General features: G+C 60.0%; 20 protein-coding genes. 8 read left to right on the top strand and 12 right to left on the bottom strand.

The window, feature by feature from the left end; translation table 11 throughout:
* Positions 1-112: 112 nt before the first annotated feature.
* A complete protein-coding gene (locus NHU87_RS24780; RefSeq protein WP_253553203.1) occupies positions 113-946 on the bottom strand; it encodes an AraC family transcriptional regulator in 834 nt (277 codons plus the stop codon).
* A gap of 33 nt (positions 947-979) precedes the next feature.
* Positions 980-1,483: a VOC family protein gene (locus tag NHU87_RS24775; protein ID WP_253553201.1), complete on the bottom strand. Its 504-nt coding sequence runs from the start codon at positions 1,481-1,483 to the stop codon at positions 980-982.
* A gap of 490 nt (positions 1,484-1,973) precedes the next feature.
* Here NHU87_RS24775 and NHU87_RS24770 point away from each other — a divergent pair, with 490 nt between their 5' ends.
* The 4 genes from NHU87_RS24770 (at position 1,974) to NHU87_RS24755 (ending at position 5,897) form a co-directional block, all read left to right on the top strand.
* Positions 1,974-2,429 carry a (2Fe-2S)-binding protein gene (locus NHU87_RS24770; RefSeq protein ID WP_253553199.1) on the top strand — a complete coding sequence of 152 codons (456 nt, stop codon included), beginning with the start codon at positions 1,974-1,976 and terminating at the stop codon, positions 2,427-2,429.
* A 24-nt stretch (positions 2,430-2,453) separates the two neighbouring features.
* Positions 2,454-4,622 (top strand): xanthine dehydrogenase family protein molybdopterin-binding subunit, encoded by a 2,169-nt coding sequence (locus NHU87_RS24765; protein WP_253553197.1) that lies wholly within the window; start codon positions 2,454-2,456, stop codon positions 4,620-4,622.
* Position 4,623: 1 nt separating this feature from the next.
* Positions 4,624-5,202: a hypothetical protein gene (locus NHU87_RS24760; RefSeq protein WP_253553196.1), complete on the top strand. Its 579-nt coding sequence runs from the start codon at positions 4,624-4,626 to the stop codon at positions 5,200-5,202.
* Between the two features lie 74 nt (positions 5,203-5,276).
* On the top strand, positions 5,277-5,897 hold the full coding sequence (locus tag NHU87_RS24755; protein WP_253553195.1) for a GGDEF domain-containing protein: 621 nt from the start codon (positions 5,277-5,279) through the stop codon (positions 5,895-5,897).
* Here NHU87_RS24755 and NHU87_RS24750 read toward each other — a convergent pair.
* Both NHU87_RS24750 and NHU87_RS24745 read right to left on the bottom strand, forming a co-directional pair.
* Entirely contained in the window at positions 5,888-7,165 is a 1,278-nt protein-coding gene (locus NHU87_RS24750) for an amidase (protein ID WP_253553194.1), read from the bottom strand. The two genes, NHU87_RS24755 and NHU87_RS24750, sit on opposite strands and share 10 nt — an antisense overlap.
* Positions 7,162-7,587, bottom strand: coding sequence for a VOC family protein (locus NHU87_RS24745; protein ID WP_253553193.1), 426 nt, complete (start codon positions 7,585-7,587; stop codon positions 7,162-7,164). Before NHU87_RS24745 ends, NHU87_RS24750 begins: the two co-directional genes overlap by 4 nt.
* A 113-nt stretch (positions 7,588-7,700) precedes the next feature.
* On the opposite strand from NHU87_RS24745, the gene NHU87_RS24740 reads away from it, so the two are divergent.
* The gene (locus NHU87_RS24740) at positions 7,701-8,567 is read left to right on the top strand and encodes a LysR family transcriptional regulator (protein WP_253553192.1); all 867 of its coding nucleotides are present in this window, start codon (positions 7,701-7,703) and stop codon (positions 8,565-8,567) included.
* Positions 8,568-8,913: 346 nt separating this feature from the next.
* Here NHU87_RS24740 and fabI read toward each other — a convergent pair whose 3' ends face one another.
* The 8 genes from fabI to gloB all read right to left on the bottom strand — a co-directional run bounded on the left by fabI (position 8,914) and on the right by gloB (position 19,707).
* Complete coding sequence (gene fabI, locus NHU87_RS24735) at positions 8,914-9,708, bottom strand: enoyl-ACP reductase FabI (protein WP_007906751.1); 795 nt, start codon at positions 9,706-9,708, stop codon at positions 8,914-8,916.
* 20 nt (positions 9,709-9,728) lie between these two features.
* Positions 9,729-11,339, bottom strand: coding sequence for an ABC transporter ATP-binding protein (locus NHU87_RS24730; RefSeq protein WP_253553191.1), 1,611 nt, complete (start codon positions 11,337-11,339; stop codon positions 9,729-9,731).
* Between the two features lies 1 nt (position 11,340).
* Complete coding sequence (locus NHU87_RS24725) at positions 11,341-12,360, bottom strand: ABC transporter permease (protein ID WP_008074378.1); 1,020 nt, start codon at positions 12,358-12,360, stop codon at positions 11,341-11,343.
* A gap of 1 nt (position 12,361) precedes the next feature.
* Positions 12,362-13,435 carry a microcin C ABC transporter permease YejB gene (locus tag NHU87_RS24720; RefSeq protein ID WP_095054850.1) on the bottom strand — a complete coding sequence of 358 codons (1,074 nt, stop codon included), beginning with the start codon at positions 13,433-13,435 and terminating at the stop codon, positions 12,362-12,364.
* 4 nt (positions 13,436-13,439) lie between these two features.
* A complete protein-coding gene (locus NHU87_RS24715) occupies positions 13,440-15,281 on the bottom strand; it encodes an extracellular solute-binding protein (protein ID WP_253553189.1) in 1,842 nt (613 codons plus the stop codon).
* Positions 15,278-17,110: an extracellular solute-binding protein gene (locus tag NHU87_RS24710; RefSeq protein ID WP_253553187.1), complete on the bottom strand. Its 1,833-nt coding sequence runs from the start codon at positions 17,108-17,110 to the stop codon at positions 15,278-15,280. Before NHU87_RS24710 ends, NHU87_RS24715 begins: the two co-directional genes overlap by 4 nt.
* A 275-nt stretch (positions 17,111-17,385) precedes the next feature.
* A complete protein-coding gene (locus NHU87_RS24705) occupies positions 17,386-18,840 on the bottom strand; it encodes a transglycosylase SLT domain-containing protein (RefSeq protein WP_253553185.1) in 1,455 nt (484 codons plus the stop codon).
* Positions 18,841-18,939: 99 nt separating this feature from the next.
* Positions 18,940-19,707 carry a hydroxyacylglutathione hydrolase gene (gloB, locus tag NHU87_RS24700; protein ID WP_253553182.1) on the bottom strand — a complete coding sequence of 256 codons (768 nt, stop codon included), beginning with the start codon at positions 19,705-19,707 and terminating at the stop codon, positions 18,940-18,942.
* 65 nt (positions 19,708-19,772) lie between these two features.
* Here gloB and NHU87_RS24695 point away from each other — a divergent pair, with 65 nt between their 5' ends.
* The 3 genes from NHU87_RS24695 to dnaQ all read left to right on the top strand — a co-directional run bounded on the left by NHU87_RS24695 (position 19,773) and on the right by dnaQ (position 21,991).
* On the top strand, positions 19,773-20,531 hold the full coding sequence (locus NHU87_RS24695) for a methyltransferase domain-containing protein (protein WP_008074391.1): 759 nt from the start codon (positions 19,773-19,775) through the stop codon (positions 20,529-20,531).
* A gap of 92 nt (positions 20,532-20,623) precedes the next feature.
* A complete protein-coding gene (rnhA, locus tag NHU87_RS24690) occupies positions 20,624-21,076 on the top strand; it encodes a ribonuclease HI (RefSeq protein WP_253553180.1) in 453 nt (150 codons plus the stop codon).
* A 156-nt stretch (positions 21,077-21,232) separates the two neighbouring features.
* Complete coding sequence (gene dnaQ / locus NHU87_RS24685; protein ID WP_052964264.1) at positions 21,233-21,991, top strand: DNA polymerase III subunit epsilon; 759 nt, start codon at positions 21,233-21,235, stop codon at positions 21,989-21,991.
* The last annotated feature ends 98 nt before the right edge of the window (positions 21,992-22,089 follow it).

Below are 22,089 nucleotides of genomic sequence, written 5' to 3'. Positions count from 1 at the left end.
CGGTATGTCAGGCAGACCGCATCAGCCGGATTCACGACTGCTTCGCAGCCGAACGCAGGCTTCGCCAGCTGCTACAGCAAGCCCGCTCCCACAGGGTTTTGAGTCGCTTGACTCAGCCGCGATACTGCCCCGGTGTCGCCGCCAGATGCTGTTTGAACGCGCGCTGGAAATGCGCCTGATCAGCAAACCCGGCTTCCAGCGCCACATCGGCAATCAACTTGCCGCTGCGCAGTTGTTCTTGCGCGAACTGAATGCGCCGGTTGATCAGAAACGCATGGGGCGTCATGCCGTAATGCTGTTTGAAGGCACGGATCAGGTAGGACGGCGACAGTTGCGCCGCCTCGCAAATGTCTTCCAGCTTGAGCATCTGCGTGCAGTTGTCGCGGATATAATCGGCGGCCCGTTCCAGCTTGAAATTGGGCTCGCGCAGCGGTTTATCGACGGGGTTGAGCCGCTGTTGCACCTCGGTGAAAAACTCCACCGCCGCGCTGTGCTTGTACAGCACGTCTTGCTGCGGGTCGATCAACACCTCGTACAAATTCTTCAGGCCGGTAAACAGCTCGACGTCACGATTGTGGGTGATGGAGAACCGGCGAAACGCCGAGTCCTGGCTGACGCCGAGCTGATGCTGTAAATCGGTCAGCCAAGGCGTCTCGACGTACAGCATCAGGTACGACCACGGCTGGTCGTCGATCGGATTGCAGGCATGCACATCGCCCGGATTCATCAGCACCACGGTGCCGGCACTGACCTCAAACTCCGATTGCTCATGAATATAGGTGCTACGCCCGGCGGTAATCGCGCCAATGGAAAAATGCGCGTGAGAATGGCGGCTGTAGCAGACCTCGCGACCGTCGGCGATGGAGCGGGCTTCGATGAAGGGCAGGGCGTCGTCGCGCCAGAAGCGCGGGGCTTTGTCTGCATCTTTGGCGACGGTGTGCTTCATCTCGGTGTCCTCGACGTTCAGCCTTGGAGTGTATTAGCTCTCGCCGTCAAAGGCTCGTTGCAGTGTGGCGATGTCGAGTTTTTTCATTTGTAGCATTGCGGCCATGGCGTGCTGGGATTTGGCGGTGTCGGGGTCTTTCATCATGTCCATCAGAGCGACCGGCACGATTTGCCACGACACGCCGAATTTATCCTTCAGCCAGCCGCATTGCTGGGCTTCAACGGGACCGCCCGCAGACAGTCGGCCCCAGAAGTGGTCGATTTCTTCCTGGGTGTGGCAATTGACCTGGAATGAGATCGCCTCATTGAACTTGAACACCGGGCCACCGTTAAGGCCTGTGAAGCTTTGCCCGTCGAGTTCGAAGCTGACGGTCATCACTGAGCCTTCCGGCCGACCATGTAATTCGAAACCGGCCTTGCCGTAGTGGGTGGTGGCCGTGATTTTTGAATGATCGAAGATCGCGCAGTAAAACTTCGCGGCTTCCTCGGCCTGATCGTCGAACCACAGGCAGGGCGTGAGTTTTTGAACGCGGTGCATGGCGGTGCTCCTCTGCGGGTTAATCACTCTGGATTATCAGCGTAGACAGCCTGGGGTGGTCCGGTTGTGCCATAGATCGAATTCCCCTCAACCCGTTACGTAGCAGCTGCCGAGCCTGCGAGGCTGCGTTCGGCCGCGAAGCGGTCGCAAACCTGCATACAAGGTTTGACTGAAACACTGAGCCGCCTGAATTAACGACGGCTGCGCCGCCGAACGCAGCCTCGCAGGCTCGGCAGCTGCTACGTAGAGTGGGTTGGCAGCGACCGGTGGTCGATGAATATGGCTTGCGCGTCAAATTGCGCTTAGCTGTAGGGATAACCCAAGGCACGCGTAACCGCCGACCTTGTAGGAGCGAAGCTTGCTCGCGAAGAACGATAACGCGGTGTGACAGTAATGACACCTTCGCGGGCAAGCCTCGCTCCTACAGAAAATCAATGGCGTCGCGGCAAAGGCGCCCCTTCAGAACACCGTGAGTCTGAGGAAATCCGCAATGCTGACCCTTAATATCAATGGCAAGGACCAGGAACTGGATGTCCCGGCGGACATGCCGTTGCTCTGGGTGCTGCGCGATGTCGCGCACCTGACGGGCACCAAATTCGGTTGCGGCATGGCCCAGTGTGGCGCTTGCACCGTACACATCGACGGCGCGCCGTTGCGCTCCTGCATCACGCCCGCCACGGCGGTGGCCCACGGGCAGAAAATTCTCACCATCGAAGGCTTGTCCGCCGATGGCTCGCACCCGGTCCAGCAAGCCTGGGCCGAACTCGACGTGGTCCAGTGCGGTTATTGCCAGTCGGGGCAGATCATGTCGGCGGCCGCGTTGCTGGCGAAGATCCCCAAGCCCACCGACAGCGATATCGACCAGGCGCTGTCCGGCAACATCTGCCGCTGCGGCACCTACCCAAGAATCCGCGCCGCGGTCAAACGCGCCGCCGAGATCGGTTGATACGACGACGAAGGGAACTGACCCATGAACAGAATCAACCCTGTCTCGCGTCGCGGTTTTCTCAAGGGCAGTGCAGTGTTGGGCGGCGGTCTGGTGGTGGCGTTTGTCATCCCGGGCGCCAATCGCTTTGCCCTCGGTGCCGAGAATCAAGGAAACGTCTTCGCCCCCAATGCCTTTTTACGCATTGGCAACGACAACAGCATCACCGTGCTACTCGGTCATTCGGAAATGGGCCAGGGCATCTGGACCGGCCTGACCATGTTGATTGCCGAAGAGCTGGACGCCGACTGGTCGAAAATCCGCGTCGAGCATGCGCCAGCCTCGGCCGCCGATTATGGCCTGCCGGCATTTGGCGGGATGCAGATCACCGGCGGTTCGACGTCGACCTGGATGGAGTTCGACCGCTATCGTCAGGCCGGAGCGGCGGCGCGTTTGATGCTGATCGAGGCGGCGGCCAAGCGATTCGACGTGGCGCCTTCGCAGATTCGCACCGAATCGGGCGTGGTCATTGCCGGTGACAAGCGCGCCACTTACGGCGAACTCGCGGATGACGCGGCCAAGTTACCGGTGCCGGATCCGGCCTCGATCACGTTCAAGGAAGCCAAAGACTGGAAGGTCATCGGCAAACCCACCAAGCGCCTCGATACCCCGGAGAAAATCAACGGGCAGGCCAAGTTCGGCATGGATGTGCAATTCGACGGGCTGATGACGGCGATGGTCGCTCGCCCACCGGTGTTCGGTGGCAGCGTCAAATCCTTCGAAGGCGCCGAGGCCCTGGCGGTGCCGGGCGTGCACAAAGTGGTGCAGGTGCCCACGGGTGTCGCGGTGATTGCCGATCATTATTGGGCGGCGAAGCTGGGGCGCGACGCGCTGAAGGTCGAATGGGATCTGGGGCCGAACGCCGGGCTTGATAGTGAAAAGCTCTTGGAGAGCTTCCGTAAACTCGCAGCTACACCCGGCACTTCCGCCAGTCAGGCCGGGGATACGACGGCGACGCTGGGCAAAGCGGCGAAGACGATTGAGGCCGAGTACAGTGTGCCGTACCTGGCCCACGCGCCGATGGAACCGCTCAATTGCACGGTGAAAATCTCCAAGGAAAAATGCGAAATCTGGACCGGCACGCAGTTTCAGACGCTGGATCAGATGATCGCCGGGAAGATCACCGGGCTCAAACCCGAACAGGTCGAAATCCACACCCAATTTCTCGGCGGCGGCTTCGGGCGTAGGGCCAATCCGACCTCGGATTTTGTCAGCGAAGCGGTGTACGTCGCCAAGGCAGCGGGCGGGCCGGTGAAAACCGTCTGGGCCCGAGAGGATGACATTCGCGGCGGTTACTACCGTTCGGCATTCCTGCATCAGGCACGCATCGGGCTGGGTGCCGACGGCATGCCGATGGCCTGGAAGCATGTGCTGGTCGGGCAGTCGATCCTGACGGGCACGTCGTTCGCGGCGACCATGGTCAAGGATGGCGTCGACAAAACCTCCGTCGAAGGCGTGGCCGACAGTCCTTATCTTGTGGGGCTGGCCAACCATCAAGTCGAACTGCATTCACCGCAAACCGGCGTCAGCGTGCTGTGGCTGCGATCGGTGGGGCACACCCACACTGCATTCGTCATGGAGTCGTTGATCGATGAGTTGGCAGACGCGGCCGGCAAGGATCCGGTGGAGTACCGACGAGCCCTGCTCAAGGCGCATCCGCGGCATCTAGGCGTATTGAATCTGGCAGTAGAGAAAGCCAACTGGAAAGCACCCTTGCCGGACGGCCACGCATTGGGCGTGGCGGTGCATGAGTCCTTCGGCAGCTATGTCGCCCAAGTGGCGGAGGTGTCCCAGGACAATTTGGCAATTCGCGTGCACCGGGTGGTGTGTGCCGTGGATTGCGGCATCGCGGTCAACCCGCAGGGGATCGCCGCGCAGATGGAATCGGGCATCACTTTCGGTCTCGGATTTACCTTGCACAGCAAACTGACGTTCAAGAACGGTCAGGTGCAGCAGTCCAATTATCACGACTATCAGGTTCTGCGCCTGAACGAGATGCCGGTGGTCGAGGTGCACATTGTCCCCAGCAGCGACAAGCCCGGTGGCATCGGCGAGGTCGGTGTGCCTCCGGTGGCGCCGGCAGTGGCGAACGCGGTGTTTGCCCTGACGGGGCAGCGTCTGCGGGAACTGCCGTTGCAACTGTCGGGGGTGTGAGATGAGACGACATGTGTTTCTCGGCGCGGTGATGCTGATCGGCCTGGGTGGCTATGCCTCAGACCTGTTCGCTGATGATAAAGAGGCGGTGAAGGCGTTCGACACGGTGCAGAAAGTGTTCCAGAGCCCGCGTTGCCAGAACTGTCATATCCCCGGTGACTCGCCGTTGCAGTTCGACGCCGGTATTCCTCACGCAATGAATGTGGTTCGCGGCCTGGACGGTAAGGGCGCAGCCGGTTTGCCGTGTGCCAGTTGTCATGCCGAACGCAATCCGCCGGCCAGTTATGGCCCCAACTCGCCTCCCGGAGCACCGCATTGGAGCCTGCCGCCGGCCGCGCACAAAATGGCCTGGATCGGTCTGCCGGCCGATAAATTGTGCGCGATGATCAAGGACCGTTCCAGCAATGGCGACCGTGATTTCGCGGCGCTGATCAAGCACGTCAGCGACGACAAGCTGGTGCTGTGGGGCTGGCATCCAGGCGAGGGGCGGGCGCCGGTGCCGGTGCCCCACGACATCTTCGTCACCCAGTTCAAACGCTGGGCCGATGCTGGAGGGCCGTGTCCGGTGGCAGGTAGCTGACCAGCGGCGCGTTTATAGGGAGTCATACCGGGTATGAGCGACTCTAACGTTCATACCCATCAAAGGAGTGAGTGATGTTAACCCCAGGCAAACCGTTCAAACCCGGCGCTGGCGCAGATTTGCGTGCGCCGAACGTTCTCGACAGCACAGTGCAGGATCGCGACGTATTGCGCGACCTGGCGCGAAAGGCCGAGCAAGAACTGATGGGCGTGCAGATGGCGAGCATGGACGAACTGACGCTGCTCTCCAATCGTCATGGTTTCGAGGCCTTGGCTCGGTTGGCGCTGGAGGCCTGTCAGCAGTTGGGCATACCCGCAACGCTGCTGTTTTTCGACCTTGATGACTTCAAGCGCATCAACCAGCTGTACGGTCGCGCGGAGGGCGACAATGCCCTGAAAACCTTTGCCGATGTCCTGCGCATCGCCTTTCGTGAAAGCGATGTGATTGGTCGGCTGGGCAGCGATGAGTTCGCCGCTTTGTTGACCGGCGCCAGTGCGGTGGAGGTTGGATCGATCAGAGCGCGCCTCGAAGAAATACTCGATGAGCGCAATGCCACGGTGCATCGTGGCTATAACATTCGCTTCAGTGTCGGGCAGATCGAGTTTGATTCTCGGCTACACCAGACAGCTGAAGGCTTGTTGGCCTTGGTCGATAAGGCGTTGTGCGACCGACAGTTCGATGCTCGTCATTGTTGAATGGCGTCTTGTAAGTCCGCTGCAATGTGCTCGGCTGTTCGCAACAGCCGAGCATCGTCTCTGAACCTCCCGATTATCTGTAACCCTATAGGCAACATGGCTTGGGCGCGTATCAGCGGGATATTCACCTGCGGCCAGCCAAACGCGCCCCAGAACTTGATGAAATCCGACGGACCGGTGCTTCCCAGACCCACTGGTGCGACCATCCCGCAAGTGGCGCCGAGCATGGCATCGAAGGGTTGGCAAAGCTCATTCAAACGAGGGGCAAGATTAGCCAGGCGCGCCTTGGCAGCGGATTCCTGTTCCCACGTTGTCGCCGCCGCTCGCTCGAACATGGCCTGGGTCGAAGGGCTCAATTGTGCCCGGTGTCGTTGAAATTCCTTCGCCAGTGAGCGGGCACCTTCGCAATCGTTAATCAACTGATGATCGTCGAACACCCCGGCAAACTCATCGGGCAGCGGCACTTCGCTGACGTGATGGCCGGCGCTACGCAACTGATCCACTGCCTGCTCCAGAGCGCGGGCCACTTCGGGGTCTACTTGATCCCAGCGTGACGTGCGGCAGAAACCCAATTGCAGCGGACGCCGTTCGACCTCAGGTACCAAGAAGCCAGGAATCAATACTCGCGCCACGAGGTGCAGATCGCGCGCCGACTGTCCATACCAACCCACGGTGTCGAAGCTCGGCGCCAGCGGTTTCACACCTTCCAGCGACACCAGGCCCAACGATGGTTTGAAGGCGAAGAGGCCGCAGTAGGACGCCGGCTTGAGCAACGAGCCAGCGGTCTGGGTACCCAGCGCCAAAGCAAAGAAACCCGCCGCCATCCCGGCCGCCGAACCCGCGCTGGAGCTGCCCGGCGTGCGAGCGAGGTCGTGGGGATTGCGGGTCGGGCCGGTGTGCATGTACGCAAACTCGGTGGTGTGGGTCTTACCCATGATCAGCGCACCGGCCTGGCGCAGCAGCGTCACTACGTGGGCGTCCCGGGACGGTTGATGGCCGCTATAAATGGGTGAATGGAATTGCGTGGGATAGACGGCGGTGTCGAAGATGTCCTTGATGCCGACGGGAACGCCGGCCAGCAGGCCTCGGTCATTGTTTTGCGCAGCATCGTCGCGTACCTGCCGGGCGTCGAACGAGACGAAGGCCTGGATATCCGGCTCCTGCGCCTGAATGCGTTGAAGAAAGATTTCGGCGATAACGGCAGCGGTTGTATCGCCATTGATCACTGCTTCACTGAGGCTGGTGGCGTCAACGGTCGAGCGGATCATTTGGCGAACAACTGATCGATATTCTTGAACGCCTTGAACTCCAGAGCGTTGCCGCAGGGATCGAAGAGAAACATCGTCGCTTGTTCGCCCACCGATCCCTGAAAGCGGATGCCCGGTTCGATCACGAAGCGCGTGCCAAGGGCTCTCAAGCGCTCGGCCAGCGTCTCCCATTCCTCCATCCCCAATACCACGCCGAAATGCGGCACCGGTACGTTGTGGCCATCCACGGCGTTGGTATGGGCGGCTTCCTGAGAAGCGTTTTTCGGTGCCAGATGAATCACCAGTTGATGGCCGAAAAAGTTGAAATCGACCCAGTGATCGCTGGAGCGACCTTCTTCCAGACCGAACACTTCACCATAGAAGCGCCGGGCAGCGGCCAAGTCGTAAACCGGGATGGCCAAGTGAAAAGGGGACAGTTGCATTGGACGTGCCTCGACGGGTTCAGAGTTGAGCTCGAGTTTAGTCCTGTGCTTTTTGATTGAAAGACGATAGTTTTTGCAGCGAGCTCAAATTATTTCGATCAATGGGAGAGCCCATGCTGCGGGAACTGAAGACCTTCATTGCCGTGACGCGTCATGGCACGTTCGCTGCGGCAGGCATGCACATTGGCCTGACGCAGTCGGCAGTCAGCGCGCAGATCCGCAACCTCGAACAGGCGTTGGGTATTCGCCTGTTCGATCGCACCGGGCGCCAGGCGATTCTCAACGCGGCGGGGCAGCGGGCGTTGCCGATGGCGCGGGAAATCCTTGAGACCTTCAACCGCATGGCCGTCAGTGATAGCGTCGGCGAGTTTCGTGGCGAATTGAAGATCGGAGCGGTGGCCACCGTGCAGACCGGGTTGTTGCCGCGCGCACTGTTGCGACTCAGGCAACAGGCGCCATTGCTGGAGGCGAAGCTGGTGCCGGGGGTATCCCTGAATCTGTTGAGTCAGGTGGACACCGGCGAAGTGGACCTGGCGATTCTGATCAAGCCGCCGTTTGAATTACCCAAGGAATTGTCGGTGCAAGTCATTCGCCGGGAGCCGTTTGTGCTGATCGTACCGGCAGACCTTGAGGGCGACGACCCGCTGCAGTTGCTCGCCAACCATCCCCACGTACGCTACGACCGCAATTCTTTCGGTGGGCGCCTGGTGACTCGCTTTCTACGCGAGCAGCAGATCGATGTGCAGGTGGCTCTGGAGCTGGATGAGCTGGAAGCTATCGTCAAAATGGTTGAGTGCGGGCTGGGTGTTTCTTTGCTGCCCGAGGCCGGACTGTGGCTTGAGCATGGCGCCCGGGTGAGGGTGATCGAGTTGGGAGACCTGACGTTCTACCGGGAGATAGTGCTGTTGCAGCGTTATAGCCAGCGTACACAGCCGATCCAGCAGTTGTTTGCGCGGTGCCTCACACATATCCCTGACTAAACTCAAACCCCCTGTGGGAGCGGGCTTGCCCCAATGCCAGTCAGTTAGCCGTAATGTTATCCGTAGCAGCTGCCGAGCCTGCGAGGCTGCGTTCGGCTGCGAAGCAGTCGTGAGTCCGGCAGATGCGGTCTGCCTGATACACCGCAATTTCTGACTTTACGACTGCTTCGCAGCCGAACGCAGCCTCGCAGGCTCGGCAGCTGCTACATGGAATGCGTTGCGGCTGAAATTGCTTAACTGACTGGCATTGGGGCAAGCCCGCTCCCACAGGGGATTATGTCTGGCCTTGAATTCCGAGCATAAAAAAACCCGCCAATCGGCGGGTTTTTTCATGGCTAACCGAAGATCACTCTTCGATGTTGCCCATGGCGGTGGTGTTGAAGCCGCCGTCTACGTACATGATTTCGCCGCTGATGCCGGACGCCAGGTCCGAGCACAGGAAAGCGCCGGCGTTGCCGACTTCGTCGATGGTGACGTTACGACGCAGCGGAGTTTGCGCTTCGTTGGCGGCCAGCATTTTGCGGAAGTTCTTGATGCCGGAAGCGGCGAGGGTGCGGATCGGGCCAGCCGATACGCAGTTCACGCGGGTGCCGTCCGGGCCCAGGGAGCCGGCCAGGTAACGCACGCCAGCTTCCAAAGAAGCCTTGGCCATGCCCATTACGTTGTAGTTCGGCATGGTGCGCTCGGCACCCAGGTACGACAGGGTCAGCAGGCTGCCATTGCGGCCTTTCATCATTTCGCGGCCAGCCTTGGCCAGGGCCACGAAGCTGTAGGCGCTGATGTCGTGAGCGATGCGGAAACCTTCACGGGTGGTGGCTTCGGTGAAGTCGCCGTCCAGTTGGTCGCCCGGGGCGAAGCCGACGGAGTGCACGATGCAATCCAGGCCGTCCCACTTTTTGCTCAGTGCTTCGAAGACCTTGGCGATTTCTTCATCGCTGGCCACGTCACACGGGAAGCACAGCTCAGGGCTCGAACCCCAGCCTTGTGCGAACTCTTCGACACGACCCTTGAGTTTGTCGTTCTGATAAGTGAAGGCAAGCTCAGCGCCCTCGCGATGCATGGCGGCAGCGATGCCGGATGCGATGGATAGCTTGCTGGCGACACCGACGATCAATACGCGCTTACCGGCGAGAAAACCCATGTGTTGCTCCTCTTTCAGGTTTATTGCGCAGTGGCTGGTGCCAGAAAAGCGGCTTCCAGCAACTGCTGTGTATACGGATGTTTGGGGGCGGCAAAGATACTTTGCGCGTCTCCCTGTTCGACCACTTGGCCATGCTTGACCACCATCAGCTGGTGGCTCAGCGCTTTGACGACAGCCAGGTCATGGCTGATAAACAGATACGTCAGGTTGTACTTGGTTTGCAGTGAACGTAGCAGCTCCACCACTTGGCGTTGCACGGTCCGGTCGAGGGCCGAAGTCGGCTCGTCCAGCAAAATCAACGCCGGTTTTAGCACTAATGCCCGGGCAATGGCGATTCTCTGCCGTTGCCCACCGGAAAATTCGTGGGGGTAGCGGTGCCGGGTTTCCGGGTCCAGACCTACCTCCTTGAGTGCCGCAATAATCGCTTGTTCCTGTTCTGCCTCGGTGCCCATCTTGTGGATTCGCAGGCCTTCGCCGACGATCTGGCTCACGCACATCCGTGGGCTCAGGCTGCCGAAGGGGTCCTGAAACACCACCTGCATCTCCCGCCGCAGCGGTCGAATCTGTTGCTGCGTCAGGCAGTCTAGCTGCTTGCCTTCAAAACGGATGGCGCCTTTGCTACCGATCAGCCGCAAAATCGCCAGGCCGAGCGTCGACTTGCCGGAACCGCTTTCTCCCACAATCCCCAGGGTCTGACCTTGGGGCAGGCTGAAATTGATGCCATCGACCGCTTTGATATGGTCCACGGTCTTTTTCAGAAAGCCTTTCTTGATCGGGAACCAGACTTTCAGGTCCTCGACCTGCAGTATCGGCGGGCCAATCACATTGCTTGCCGGTTTGCCGCTGGGCTCCGCTGCCAGCAGTTCCCGCGTGTACGGATGCTGCGGCGCGCGGAACAATTCTTCGCACGATGCCTGTTCGACGATGCAACCGCGCTGCATGACACATACCCGATGCGCAATTCTTCGAACAAGGTTCAAATCATGACTGATCAGTAACAACGCCATGCCCAGACGGGCCTGCAATTCCTTGAGCAGCTCGAGAATTTTCAGTTGAACGGTCACGTCCAGCGCCGTGGTCGGTTCGTCGGCGATCAGCAATTCCGGCTCATTGGCCAGGGCCATTGCGATCATCACCCGCTGACGTTGGCCGCCGGACAATTCGTGGGGCAGGGCCTTGAGACGCTTCTCGGGCTCGGGGATGCCGACCATTTCCAGCAGTTCCAGCGTGCGCTTGGTCGCGACTTTGCCGGTCAGGCCTTTGTGGATGCCCAACACTTCGTTGATCTGTTTTTCGATCGAATGCAGCGGATTGAGCGAGGTCATCGGCTCTTGAAAGATCATCGCGATCCGGTTGCCGCGGATATGGCGAATGGTTTTCTCTTTCAGCTCCAGCAGATTCCGGTCGGAATAGGTGATAGTGCCGGACGGATGCCGGGCCAGCGGGTAGGGCAGCAGTCGCAGGATCGAGTGCGCGGTCACCGATTTGCCGGAGCCGCTTTCGCCCACCAGCGCCAGTGTTTCACCGCGCTTGATATCGAAGCTCACGCCTTCGACCACCCGCTGAACGCGCTCGCCGACGATAAATTCGACGGCCAGGTCGCGCACTTCGATCAGATTGTCCTGATTCATTTCACTTCCTCGGGTCGAAGGCATCGCGAGCGGACTCGCCGATGAACACCAGCAGACTCAACATCAACGCCAGCACCGCAAACGCACTCATACCCAGCCACGGCGCTTGCAGGTTGGATTTGCCCTGGGCCACCAGTTCACCCAGGGACGGCGCGCCCGGCGGCAGGCCGAAGCCGAGGAAATCCAGGGCGGTCAGCGTGCCGATGGCGCCGGTCAGGATGAACGGCATGAAGGTCATAGTCGAGACCATGGCGTTGGGCAGGATGTGGCGGAACATGATCGCACCATTCTGCATGCCCAGCGCCCGGGCCGCGCGCACGTATTCCAGGTTGCGACCGCGCAGGAACTCGGCGCGCACCACATCCACCAGGCTCATCCACGAGAACAGCAGCATGATCCCCAGCAGCCACCAGAAATTCGGCTGCACGAAACTGGCCAGAATGATCAGCAAATACAGCACCGGCAACCCGGACCAGATCTCCAGAAAGCGCTGCCCGGCCAGATCGACCCAGCCGCCATAAAAACCCTGCAACGCCCCGGCGATCACGCCGATGATCGAGCTGAGAATGGTCAGCGTCAAAGCGAACAGCACCGAAATCCGAAAGCCATAAATCACCCGGGCCAGCACATCGCGGCCCTGATCGTCGGTGCCAAGCAGGTTATCGGCCGAAGGCGGCGCGGGGGCCGGGACTTTCAGGTCGTAGTTGATGCTCTGGTAGCTGTAGGGAATTGGCGCCCACAAAACCCAGGCGTCCTTGGCCTTGAGCAGTTCGCGGATGTACGGGCTCTTGTAGTTGGCTTCCAGCGGGAATTCGCCGCCGAACGCGGTTTCCGGGTAGCGCTTGAGGGCCGGGAAGTACCAGGCGTTGTCGTAATGCACCACCAGCGGTTTGTCGTTGGCGATCAGTTCGGCACCGAGGCTTGCGCCGAACAGAATCAGGAACAGCCACAGCGACCACCAGCCACGCTTGTTGGCCTTGAACAGTTCGAAACGTCGGCGATTGAGAGGGGACAGGTTCATCTCAATGCTCCCGGCTTTCGAAGTCGATGCGCGGATCGACAAAGGTGTAAGTGAGGTCGCCGATCAGTTTCACCACCAACCCCAGCAGGGTGAAGATGAACAGCGTGCCGAAAACCACCGGGTAGTCGCGATTGATCGCTGCCTCAAAACTCATCAAACCGAGGCCATCGAGGGAGAAAATCACTTCCACCAGCAACGAACCGGTGAAAAAGATCCCGATGAACGCCGAAGGAAAACCGGCAATCACCAACAGCATGGCGTTGCGAAATACATGGCCGTACAGCACGCGGTGACGGGTCAGGCCCTTGGCCTTGGCGGTGACCACGTATTGCTTGTTGATTTCATCGAGGAAGCTGTTCTTGGTCAGCAAGGTCATGGTCGCGAAGTTGCCGATCACCAATGCGGTCACCGGCAGTGCCAAGTGCCAGAAATAATCGAGGATCTTGCCGCTGGTGCTCAGCTCATCGAAGTTGTTCGAGGTCAGGCCCCGTAACGGGAACCAGTCGAAATAGCTGCCGCCAGCGAACACCACAATCAGCAGGATGGCGAACAGGAACGCCGGGATCGCGTAACCGACGATGATCGCCGAACTGGTCCAGACGTCGAAGTGGCTGCCGTGTCGCGTCGCCTTCGCGATCCCCAGCGGGATCGACACCAGGTACATGATCAGCGTGCTCCATAGCCCCAGGGAGATCGACACCGGCAGCTTTTCCTTGATCAGGTCGATGACCTTGGCGTCGCGAAAGAAGCTGTCGCCGAAATCCAGGGTGGCGTAGTTCTTGATCATGATCCACAAGCGTTCCGGCGCCGATTTGTCGAAGCCGTACATGTGCTCGATTTCCTTGACCAGCGCCGGGTCCAGGCCTTGCGCCCCGCGATAGGCGGAACCGGCCACCGACACTTCGGCACCGCCGCCGGCGATGCGGCTGGTGGCGCCTTCGAAGCCTTCGAGCTTGGCGATCATCTGTTCCACCGGCCCACCGGGGGCGGCCTGGATGATCACGAAGTTGATCAGCAAAATGCCGAGCAGGGTCGGGATGATCAGCAGCAGTCGCCGAAAAATATACGCCAGCATCTGATTACTCCGTGCCCGCAGGATCGGCTTGCAGTTTGGTTTCGACTTCTATCGGCAATGTCGCGTTGGGCTTGACCCACCAGGTATTGATGCCGATGTCATATTTGGGCGAAACCTTCGGGTGACCGATGTGGTTCCAGTACGCCACACGCCAGGTCTTGATGTGCCAGTTGGGGATCACGTAATAGCCCCATTGCAGCACCCGGTCCAGCGCCCGGGCATGGGCCACCAAGCTTTGGCGCGAATCGGCGTTGATCAGTTGTTCGACCAGTTGATCCACCACCGGGTCTTTCAGGCTCATGGAGTTGCGGCTGCCGGGTTTGTCGGCGGCGTCGGTCATCCAGAACTCACGTTGTTCGTTACCCGGCGAGTTGGATTGCGGGAAGCTGCCGACGATCATGTCGAAGTCCCGGGAGCGCACGCGGTTGATGTATTGCGAGACGTCGACCCGGCGGATCACCAGATCGATGCCCAAGTCGCTGAGGTTGCGCTTGAACGGCAGCAGTATTCGCTCGAACTCGGTCTGGGCCAGCAGGAATTCGATGGTCACCGGTTTGCCGGTGGCGTCGACCATTTTGTCGTCGACGATCCGCCAGCCGGCCTCTTGCAGCAGTTGATACGCCTTGCGCTGCTGGGTGCGGATCATTCCGCTGGCGTCGGTCACCGGATTCTGGAACGCTTCGCTGAACACTTGCTCGGGTACCTTGCCGCGGAACGGGTCGAGGATCGCCAATTGATCGGCGTCCGGCAGGCCAGTGGCGGCCATTTCCGAGTTTTCGAAATAACTGCGGGTGCGCACGTAAGCACCGTTGAACAGTTGCTTGTTGGTCCATTCGAAATCCAGCAACAGGCTCAGAGCCTGACGCACACGCACATCCTGAAACACCGGGCGGCGCAGGTTGAATACGAAACCTTGCATGCCAGTGGGATTGCCGTTGGGGATTTCTTCCTTGATCAGCCGACCTTCGGCCACCGCCGGAATGTTGTAGGCCTTGGCCCAGTTTTTCGCGGCCGATTCCAGCCAGTAGTCGAACTGACCGGCCTTGAGCGCTTCCAGCGCGACGGTGTTGTCGCGGTAGTAGTCGGTGGTCAGCACGTCGAAGTTGTAGAAGCCTCGATTGACCGGCAGGTCCTTGCCCCAGTAATCCTTGACCCGTTCATAGCGCACCGAACGTCCGGCCTTCACTTCGCTGACTTTGTACGGGCCGCTGCCCAGCGGCAATTCCAGGTTGCCCTTGTTGAAGTCGCGGGTCGCCCACCAATGCTTGGGCAGCACCGGCAACTGGCCGAGGATCAGCGGCAGTTCACGGTTGTTTTTGTGCTTGAACTTGAACAGCACTTTGAGCGGGTCTTCGGCGATCACTTCTTCGACGTCGCTGTAATAGCCGCGGAAGAGCGGGGCGCCGTCCTTGATCAGGGTCTGGAAGCTGAACACCACGTCTTCGGCACGTACCGGGTGACCGTCGTGGAAGCGTGCTTCGGGACGCAGGTAGAAACGCACCCAACTGTTGTCCGGGGCTTTTTCGATTTTGCCGGCGATCAGGCCGTATTCGGTAAACGGCTCATCCAGGCCCTGTTTGGCCAGGGTGTCGTAGATCATGCTGATGTCGTCGGCCGGCACGCCTTTATTGATGAACGGGTTGAGGCTGTCGAAGCCACCGAACCCGGCCTGACGGAAGATCCCGCCCTTGGGCGCGTCGGGGTTTACGTAATCGAAATGTTTGAAATCGGCCGGGTATTTCGGCGGCTCGTTGTACAGGGTCAGGGCATGTTGCGGAGCGGCGCAGGCCAGCCCGGCGAACAACAGACCGCTGGCCTGCAAGAGCAGGGCGCGTACGGATTTCATCGATCTTTCTCCGAAGATTTCAGCCACCACGCGCTCAGGCCCAGGGTGTAGGGCGGCGTGGTGACGAAGGCGAACCGGTTGCGGTAGGCCAGGCGGTGATAATTGAGGTACCAATTGGGAATGATGTAGTGCTGCCACAGCAGCACCCGGTCGAGCGCCTTGCCGGCGGCGACTTGTGCATCGCGGGTCTGGGCGGCGAGCAGTTGTTCGAGCAAATGGTCGACAATCGGGTTGGCGATACCGGCGTAATTCTTGCTGCCCTTGACCCCGACCTGGCTGGAGTGGAAGTACTGCCATTGTTCCAGGCCCGGGCTGAGGGTCTGGTTGAGGGTCATCAGGATCATGTCGAAATCGAACTGATCGAGGCGCTGCTTGTACTGAGCACGATCGACCGTGCGCAGCCGTGCATCGATGCCGATGCTGGCGAGGTTTTCGACGTAGGGCTGAAGGATGCGTTCCAGGTTCGGATTGACCAGCAGGATCTCGAAGCGCAGCGGTTGGCCGATGCTGTTCTGTAGCCGCTGACCGTGGAGCTTCCAGCCGGCCTCGGCCAGCAGGCTCAAGGCCTGGCGCATGGTTTCTCGCGGAATGCCGCGGCCTTCGGTCTGCGGCAGGCTGAACGGCTCTGTGAGCAGCTTGGCGGGCAACTGATCGCGATAGGGCTTGAGCAGCAGCCATTCATGACCGACTGGTAGCCCGGTGGCGGAGAACTCGCTGTTGGGGTAATAACTCATGGCGCGCTTGTAGGCGCCGCTGAACAGCGTGCGGTTGGTCCACTCGAAGTCGAACATCAGCCCCAGCGCTTCGCGGACCTTGGCCTCGGCGAAGGCCGGTCGCCGGGTGTTCATGAACAAGCCCTGGCTCTGGGTCGGAATCTGATGCGCGATTTGCGCCTTGATCACCTCGCCACGGCGCACGGCGGGGAAGTTGTAACCGTTGGCCCAGTTCTTCGCCTGATGCTCAATGTAAATGTCGAACTCGCCGGCCTTGAACGCTTCGAAAGCCACGTCGCTGTCACGGTAAAACTCGACTTCCATGCGATCGACGTTGTACTTGCCGCGATTGACCGGCAGGTCCTTGCCCCAATAATCCTTGACCCGTTCGAAAATAATCTGCCGCCCGGGCGTTACCGAGGTGATGCGATACGGCCCGCTGCCCAATGGCGGCTCGAAGGTGGTGGCCTTGAAGTCGCGACCTTCCCAGTAATGCTGGGGCAACACCGGCAACTCGCCCAGACGCAGGATCAGCAGCGGATTGCCGGCGCGCTTGAAGACGAAACGGATGCGCCGTGGGCTGAGGATATCCACCCGCGACACTTCCTGAAGGTTGGTGCGGTATTGCGGGTGACCGTCCTTGAGCAGCAAACGGTAAGAAAACGCGACGTCGTAAGCGGTGATCGGCGTGCCATCGTGGAAACGCGCTTCGGGGCGCAGGTTGAACACCACCCAACTGCGGTCCTCGCTGTATTCCACCGATTGGGCAATCAGGCCATAACTGGAGGTCGGCTCATCGCCGGACGGCGCGTATTGGCCGGTGCCGACCATCAATGGTTCATTGAGTTCGTTGATGCCGTACTGCAGGAAGTTGCCGGTGGAAACCGGGCTCGAGCCTTTGAATGTGTAAGGGTTGAGCGTATCGAAGGTGCCAAACGCCATCACCCGCAACGTACCGCCCTTGGGCGCTTGCGGGTTGACCCAGTCGAAGTGGGTAAATCTGGCCGGGTACTTGAGCGTGCCGAACTGCGCATAACCATGGCTTTCGCTGATCGTCGCGCTTGCGGGGGAGCTCAAGGCCAGGCTGATCAGGAGCAGGAGGAGGGGACGCTTCAAGTCAGAGATCCGATCCAGGCGGCTTGGGCTTTGTGGGCCGTACAGTAACAGCTTGTATCGACAGGAAAAAGACGGGGGTTTAATGCGTCGTTAATTGTGCCGGTGCCGCCGTGTAGCAGCTGGCGAAGCCTGCGTTCGGCTGCGCAGCAGTCGTGAATCCGGCTAACGTGGTTTGCCTGACGTATTGCAATCTCTGATTTTACGACTGCTGCGCAGCCGAACGCAGGCTTCGCCAGCTGCTACAGGGCTGCGATCTTTTCGGCATCACATCAATCTTAATTCGGCGAAGCAACCGTCAGCATCTGCCCCGGTTTCAGCGCCTGGCCAACCCGAGGGTTCCAGCGCTTGAGGTGCTGCATTTCAACGTTGAAGCGTTTGGCGACCATGTACAGTGAGTCGCCTTGCTTGACCTTGTATTGGGTCTTTTGCGTCTTGTTGGTTACCTTGCCGTTCGCCTTGCTGTTCGCCGCGACCACTGTGTTGACGCGCCCGGATTTGCGCTTGGTGGTGTCTTGCATTACCAGGGTCTGGCCGACCTTGAGATTCTTGCCGGTCAGTTTGTTCCAGCGTTGCAGGTCCTTGACGTCGACCTTGTTGGCCTTGGCAATGGTGCCCAGGTTGTCGCCGCGCTTGACCCGATAGGCGCGCTTGAGGCTGGCGATTTCGCTGTCGTCTGCGCCTTCGAACACCGGCTTGAGCGAACGCGGACTGATCAGCTCTTCGGGGCGCATGGTCGACAGGCTGGTCGTCAGCAGTTGCGCCTTGGATGTTGGCACCAGCAGATGCTGGGGGCCGTCGATGGTGGTGCGCTGCTTGAAGGCCGGGTTGAGCTGGAACAGTTCGTCTTCGTCGATGTTAGCCACCGCGGCAACCTTGGACAGGTCCATGCGCTGGTTGATTTCGACGACCTGGAAGTACGGTTCGTTGGCGATCGGGTTGAGGTTCACGCCATAGGCTTCGGGCGCCAGGACCACTTGCGACAATGCCAGCAGTTTCGGCACATAGGCCTGGGTTTCAGCAGGCAGCGGCAGGTTCCAGTAATCGGTTGGCAGGCCGAGTCGTTCGTTGCGCTCGATGGCCCGGCTGACCGTGCCTTCGCCAGCGTTGTAGGCCGCCAGGGCCAGCAACCAGTCACCGTTGAACATGTCGTGCAGGCGGGTCAGGTAATCCATGGCCGCGGTGGTCGAGGCGGTGATGTCGCGACGGCCATCATAGAAGCGGGTCTGACGCAGGTTGAAGTAACGCCCGGTGGAAGGAATGAATTGCCAAAGACCCACCGCGTTGGCCCGGGAATAGGCCATCGGGTTGTAGGCGCTTTCAATCACCGGCAACAGCGCCAGTTCCAGCGGCATGTTGCGTTCTTCAAGGCGTTCGACGATGTAGTGAATGTAGAGGCTGCCGCGTTCGCCGGCGTTTTCGAGGAAGGACGGGTTACTGGCGAACCACAGGCGCTGTTGCTCGATGCGCGGGTTGACGCCCAGGTTGTCCTGCAACTGGAAGCCTTGGCGCATGCGCTCCCAGACGTCCTGTGGAATTTGCGGTGTCGGTTTTTCGCTGAGCCAGATGGGTTTTTGCTTGGCTCGAGCGGCGATGTTCGGCGTGTGTGTCGCTTCGGTCTGCGGCACATGGCTGGAACAGCCCGCCAAAGTGGCGGACACAGCCACCGCGATGGCTTGAGCCAAGCGGGTCAATGCGTCTGAATTGATGGCTTTACGAATAGGTGACGACATTGGCTGGAAGTAAGTTCCGGGCAAAAATGTCGGGCGATTCTAGAAAGCGCACCCCCTTCGGTCAACCATTCAGAATTTTTGTATCAGCAAGCAGCCTCCCTAGAACGTATCTTTCCAAGCTCGAAGAGCAGCAAAAACCGCACTCGGAGCCCGGTTATTGGTGCCGGTCCGTTCGTCCACTTTTTCTTTAACGGATGTTTCGCCGGTACGCAAAAACGGATTGGTGAGCTTTTCCAGTGTCAGCGTCGAAGGCAGCGTCATGATTCCGGCTTCGCGTTGCCGGGTCACTTTGGCCAGGCGTTCGAGGGTATCGGGGTTGTTCGGTTCGACCGCTGCGGCAAACTTCAGATTGCTCAGGGTGTACTCGTGGGTGCAGTACACCAGCGTGTCTTCGGGCAGCGCTGCGAGGCGGCTCAGCGAGTGATGCATTTGCTCGGGCGTGCCTTCGAATAACCGTCCGCAACCGGCGGCGAACAGGGTGTCGCCGCAAAACAAATGGCCCTGGTGATAAAAGGCAATGTGCCCCAGGGTATGGCCCGGCACCTGGATGACGTCGAAGTCCCATCCCAGCACGCTGATGTGGTCATTGTCCTTGAGGGCCACGTCCCGCGCCGGGATGTTTTCGCTGGCCGGGCCGTAGACGGTCGCGTCTGTCGCTTTTTTCAGCCGCTCGACGCCGCCGACATGGTCATGATGGTGATGAGTGATCAAAATATCGCTTAATACCCAACCCGGGTGCGCCGCGAGCCAGGCTTGTACTGGCGCGGCATCGCCCGGATCGACCACGGCGCAGCGCTGAGTGCCGTGGTCTTGTAACAACCAGATGTAGTTGTCGGTGAAGGCGGGCAGGGCAGTGATCTGTATCATCGTCGGATTCGCCAAGCGGAAAACATTGGCGCATCTTAGAGCTTCCTGGCGCGTTGGAGAATGCAATGACCGATAAAGCGTTTGCTCAGGCGGATCCTGAGTGGCTGACATTGATCAGCGCGGCCCGTGAATGGCTGTCCGGGCCCATCGGGCAATTTCTGCTGGACGAAGAACGACGCATGCTCGAAGACGAGTTGGGGCGCTTCTTCGGCGGTTACCTGGTGCATTACGGCCCTTCGGCGCAAACACCGCCGTCGGCACCGCAGGTCCAGCGCAATGTGCGGCTCGGTGCGCCGTTGCCGGGGGTCGAGATTGTTTGCGAAGAACAGGCCTGGCCTTTGAGCGAGCACGCCGCCGATGTGGTGGTGTTGCAACATGGGCTGGATTTCTGCCTGTCGCCCCACGGTTTGCTGCGCGAAGCAGCGAGCAGTGTTCGGCCTGGCGGGCATCTGCTGATTGTCGGGATCAACCCCTGGAGCAGCTGGGGCTTGCGTCATGTGTTCGCCCATGACGCCTTGCGCAAGGCCCGTTGCATTTCGCCGTCGCGGGTTGCCGACTGGCTGAACCTGCTGGGCTTCGCGCTGGAGAAACGCCGCTTCGGGTGCTATCGTCCGCCCCTTGCGTCGCCTGCCTGGCAGGCCCGTCTGGCCGGTTGGGAGCGCAAGGCCGGTGACTGGCAATTGTCGGGTGGTGGCTTCTATTTATTGGTCGCGCGCAAGATCGTCGTGGGCCTGCGCCCGGTACGTCAGGAACGGCGCGAACCGATGGGCAAACTGATTCCGTTGCCGATGGCCAAGGTCAACCGTCGTCACCTCGAACCGTAATACACATTTTATTTTCCCGGCCGGGTTCGCCCCGGCCTCGGGCATCGTCGGTCACCGATCGGCGAGCCACCGCATTTTCTGGATAGATTGGCATGAGCGATAGCGTAGAACTCTTCACCGATGGCGCCTGCAAGGGCAACCCTGGCCCGGGCGGCTGGGGCGCGTTGCTGGTGTGCAAGGGCATTGAAAAAGAACTCTGGGGCGGCGAAGCCAACACCACCAACAACCGCATGGAGTTGATGGGCGCGATCCGTGGCCTGGAAGAGCTCAAACGCTCCTGTGACGTACTGCTGGTAACTGACTCCCAGTACGTGATGAAAGGCATCAACGAGTGGATGGCCAACTGGAAGAAACGCGGCTGGAAAACCGCTGCCAAGGAACCGGTGAAAAACGCCGACCTGTGGAAACTGCTCGACGAGCAGGTCAACCGCCACAACGTCACCTGGAAATGGGTGCGCGGGCACATCGGCCATCACGGCAACGAACGGGCCGACCAACTGGCCAATCGTGGTGTTGATGAAGTGCGCGGGTACAAGCAGGCTTGATCCCCCCGACCACTGATCGTTCCCACGCAGAGCGTGGGAACGATCAGTGGAGCGAGCCTGCTCGCGATGGGTGCCACACGGTGTATCTGAAAGACCCCGGCGAGCGTGTTAACATCGCCGCTTTTGCACGATTGACCCGTTGAGAGCTGAGCACTGATGGCCACCAGATCCGTTGTACTCGATACCGAAACCACCGGCATGCCGGTGACCGACGGCCACCGGATTATCGAAATCGGTTGTGTCGAGTTGATTGGTCGGCGCCTGACCGGCCGGCATTTCCACGTTTACCTGCAACCGGATCGCGAGAGTGACGAAGGCGCCATCGGCGTCCACGGCATCACTAACGAATTCCTGGTGGGCAAGCCGCGCTTCACCGAAGTGGCCGATGAATTCTTCGAGTTCATCAAGGGCGCGCAGTTGATCATCCATAACGCGGCGTTCGACGTTGGCTTCATCAACAACGAATTCGCCCTGATGGGCCACCACGATCGCGCGGACATCACGCAACACTGCTCGATCCTCGACACCCTGATGATGGCCCGGGAACGTCACCCGGGGCAGCGCAACAGCCTCGACGCCTTGTGCAAACGCTATGGCGTCGACAACTCAGGCCGTGAACTGCACGGCGCCTTGCTCGACTCCGAGATTCTCGCCGACGTTTACCTGACCATGACGGGCGGCCAGACCAGCCTGTCGCTGGCCGGTAATGCGTCCGATGGCAATGGTTCAGGCGAAGGCGCGGACAACTCCGCCACCGAAATCCGTCGTCTGCCGGCCGATCGTCAGCCGATCCGGATCATTCGCGCCAGTGAAGAAGACCTGGCCCAGCACATTGCGCGCCTTGAAGCCATCGCCAAATCCGCCGGCGCTCCGTCGCTGTGGCAGCAATTGGCCGAGGCCAAGGCTCAGGCGTAACTCACCGAATCCATGTAGCAGCTGCCGCAGGCTGCGTTCGAGCGCGTAGCGGTCGCAATAGGTGATATGCAGTCGTCCTGACACACCGCAGGCGAGGG

This window comes from Pseudomonas mandelii (assembly GCF_024138395.1).
Taxonomy (GTDB): Bacteria; Pseudomonadota; Gammaproteobacteria; order Pseudomonadales; family Pseudomonadaceae; genus Aquipseudomonas; species Aquipseudomonas mandelii_E.
This window is presented reverse-complemented; position numbering and strand designations above follow the sequence as displayed.

Excerpts from the sequence above, each read along its gene's own strand:
- NHU87_RS24780 (WP_253553203.1), bottom strand. The coding sequence starts at position 946 with ATGAAGCACACCGTCGCCAAAGATGCAGACAAAGCCCCGCGCTTCTGG.
- NHU87_RS24775 (WP_253553201.1), bottom strand. The coding sequence starts at position 1,483 with ATGCACCGCGTTCAAAAACTCACGCCCTGCCTGTGGTTCGACGATCAG.
- NHU87_RS24770 (WP_253553199.1), top strand. The coding sequence starts at position 1,974 with ATGCTGACCCTTAATATCAATGGCAAGGACCAGGAACTGGATGTCCCG.
- NHU87_RS24765 (WP_253553197.1), top strand. The coding sequence starts at position 2,454 with ATGAACAGAATCAACCCTGTCTCGCGTCGCGGTTTTCTCAAGGGCAGT.
- NHU87_RS24760 (WP_253553196.1), top strand. The coding sequence starts at position 4,624 with ATGAGACGACATGTGTTTCTCGGCGCGGTGATGCTGATCGGCCTGGGT.
- NHU87_RS24755 (WP_253553195.1), top strand. The coding sequence starts at position 5,277 with ATGTTAACCCCAGGCAAACCGTTCAAACCCGGCGCTGGCGCAGATTTG.
- NHU87_RS24750 (WP_253553194.1), bottom strand. The coding sequence starts at position 7,165 with ATGATCCGCTCGACCGTTGACGCCACCAGCCTCAGTGAAGCAGTGATC.
- NHU87_RS24745 (WP_253553193.1), bottom strand. The coding sequence starts at position 7,587 with ATGCAACTGTCCCCTTTTCACTTGGCCATCCCGGTTTACGACTTGGCC.
- NHU87_RS24740 (WP_253553192.1), top strand. The coding sequence starts at position 7,701 with ATGCTGCGGGAACTGAAGACCTTCATTGCCGTGACGCGTCATGGCACG.
- fabI (WP_007906751.1), bottom strand. The coding sequence starts at position 9,708 with ATGGGTTTTCTCGCCGGTAAGCGCGTATTGATCGTCGGTGTCGCCAGC.
- NHU87_RS24730 (WP_253553191.1), bottom strand. The coding sequence starts at position 11,339 with ATGAATCAGGACAATCTGATCGAAGTGCGCGACCTGGCCGTCGAATTT.
- NHU87_RS24725 (WP_008074378.1), bottom strand. The coding sequence starts at position 12,360 with ATGAACCTGTCCCCTCTCAATCGCCGACGTTTCGAACTGTTCAAGGCC.
- NHU87_RS24720 (WP_095054850.1), bottom strand. The coding sequence starts at position 13,435 with ATGCTGGCGTATATTTTTCGGCGACTGCTGCTGATCATCCCGACCCTG.
- NHU87_RS24715 (WP_253553189.1), bottom strand. The coding sequence starts at position 15,281 with ATGAAATCCGTACGCGCCCTGCTCTTGCAGGCCAGCGGTCTGTTGTTC.
- NHU87_RS24705 (WP_253553185.1), bottom strand. The coding sequence starts at position 18,840 with ATGTCGTCACCTATTCGTAAAGCCATCAATTCAGACGCATTGACCCGC.
- gloB (WP_253553182.1), bottom strand. The coding sequence starts at position 19,707 with ATGATACAGATCACTGCCCTGCCCGCCTTCACCGACAACTACATCTGG.
- NHU87_RS24695 (WP_008074391.1), top strand. The coding sequence starts at position 19,773 with ATGACCGATAAAGCGTTTGCTCAGGCGGATCCTGAGTGGCTGACATTG.
- rnhA (WP_253553180.1), top strand. The coding sequence starts at position 20,624 with ATGAGCGATAGCGTAGAACTCTTCACCGATGGCGCCTGCAAGGGCAAC.
- dnaQ (WP_052964264.1), top strand. The coding sequence starts at position 21,233 with ATGGCCACCAGATCCGTTGTACTCGATACCGAAACCACCGGCATGCCG.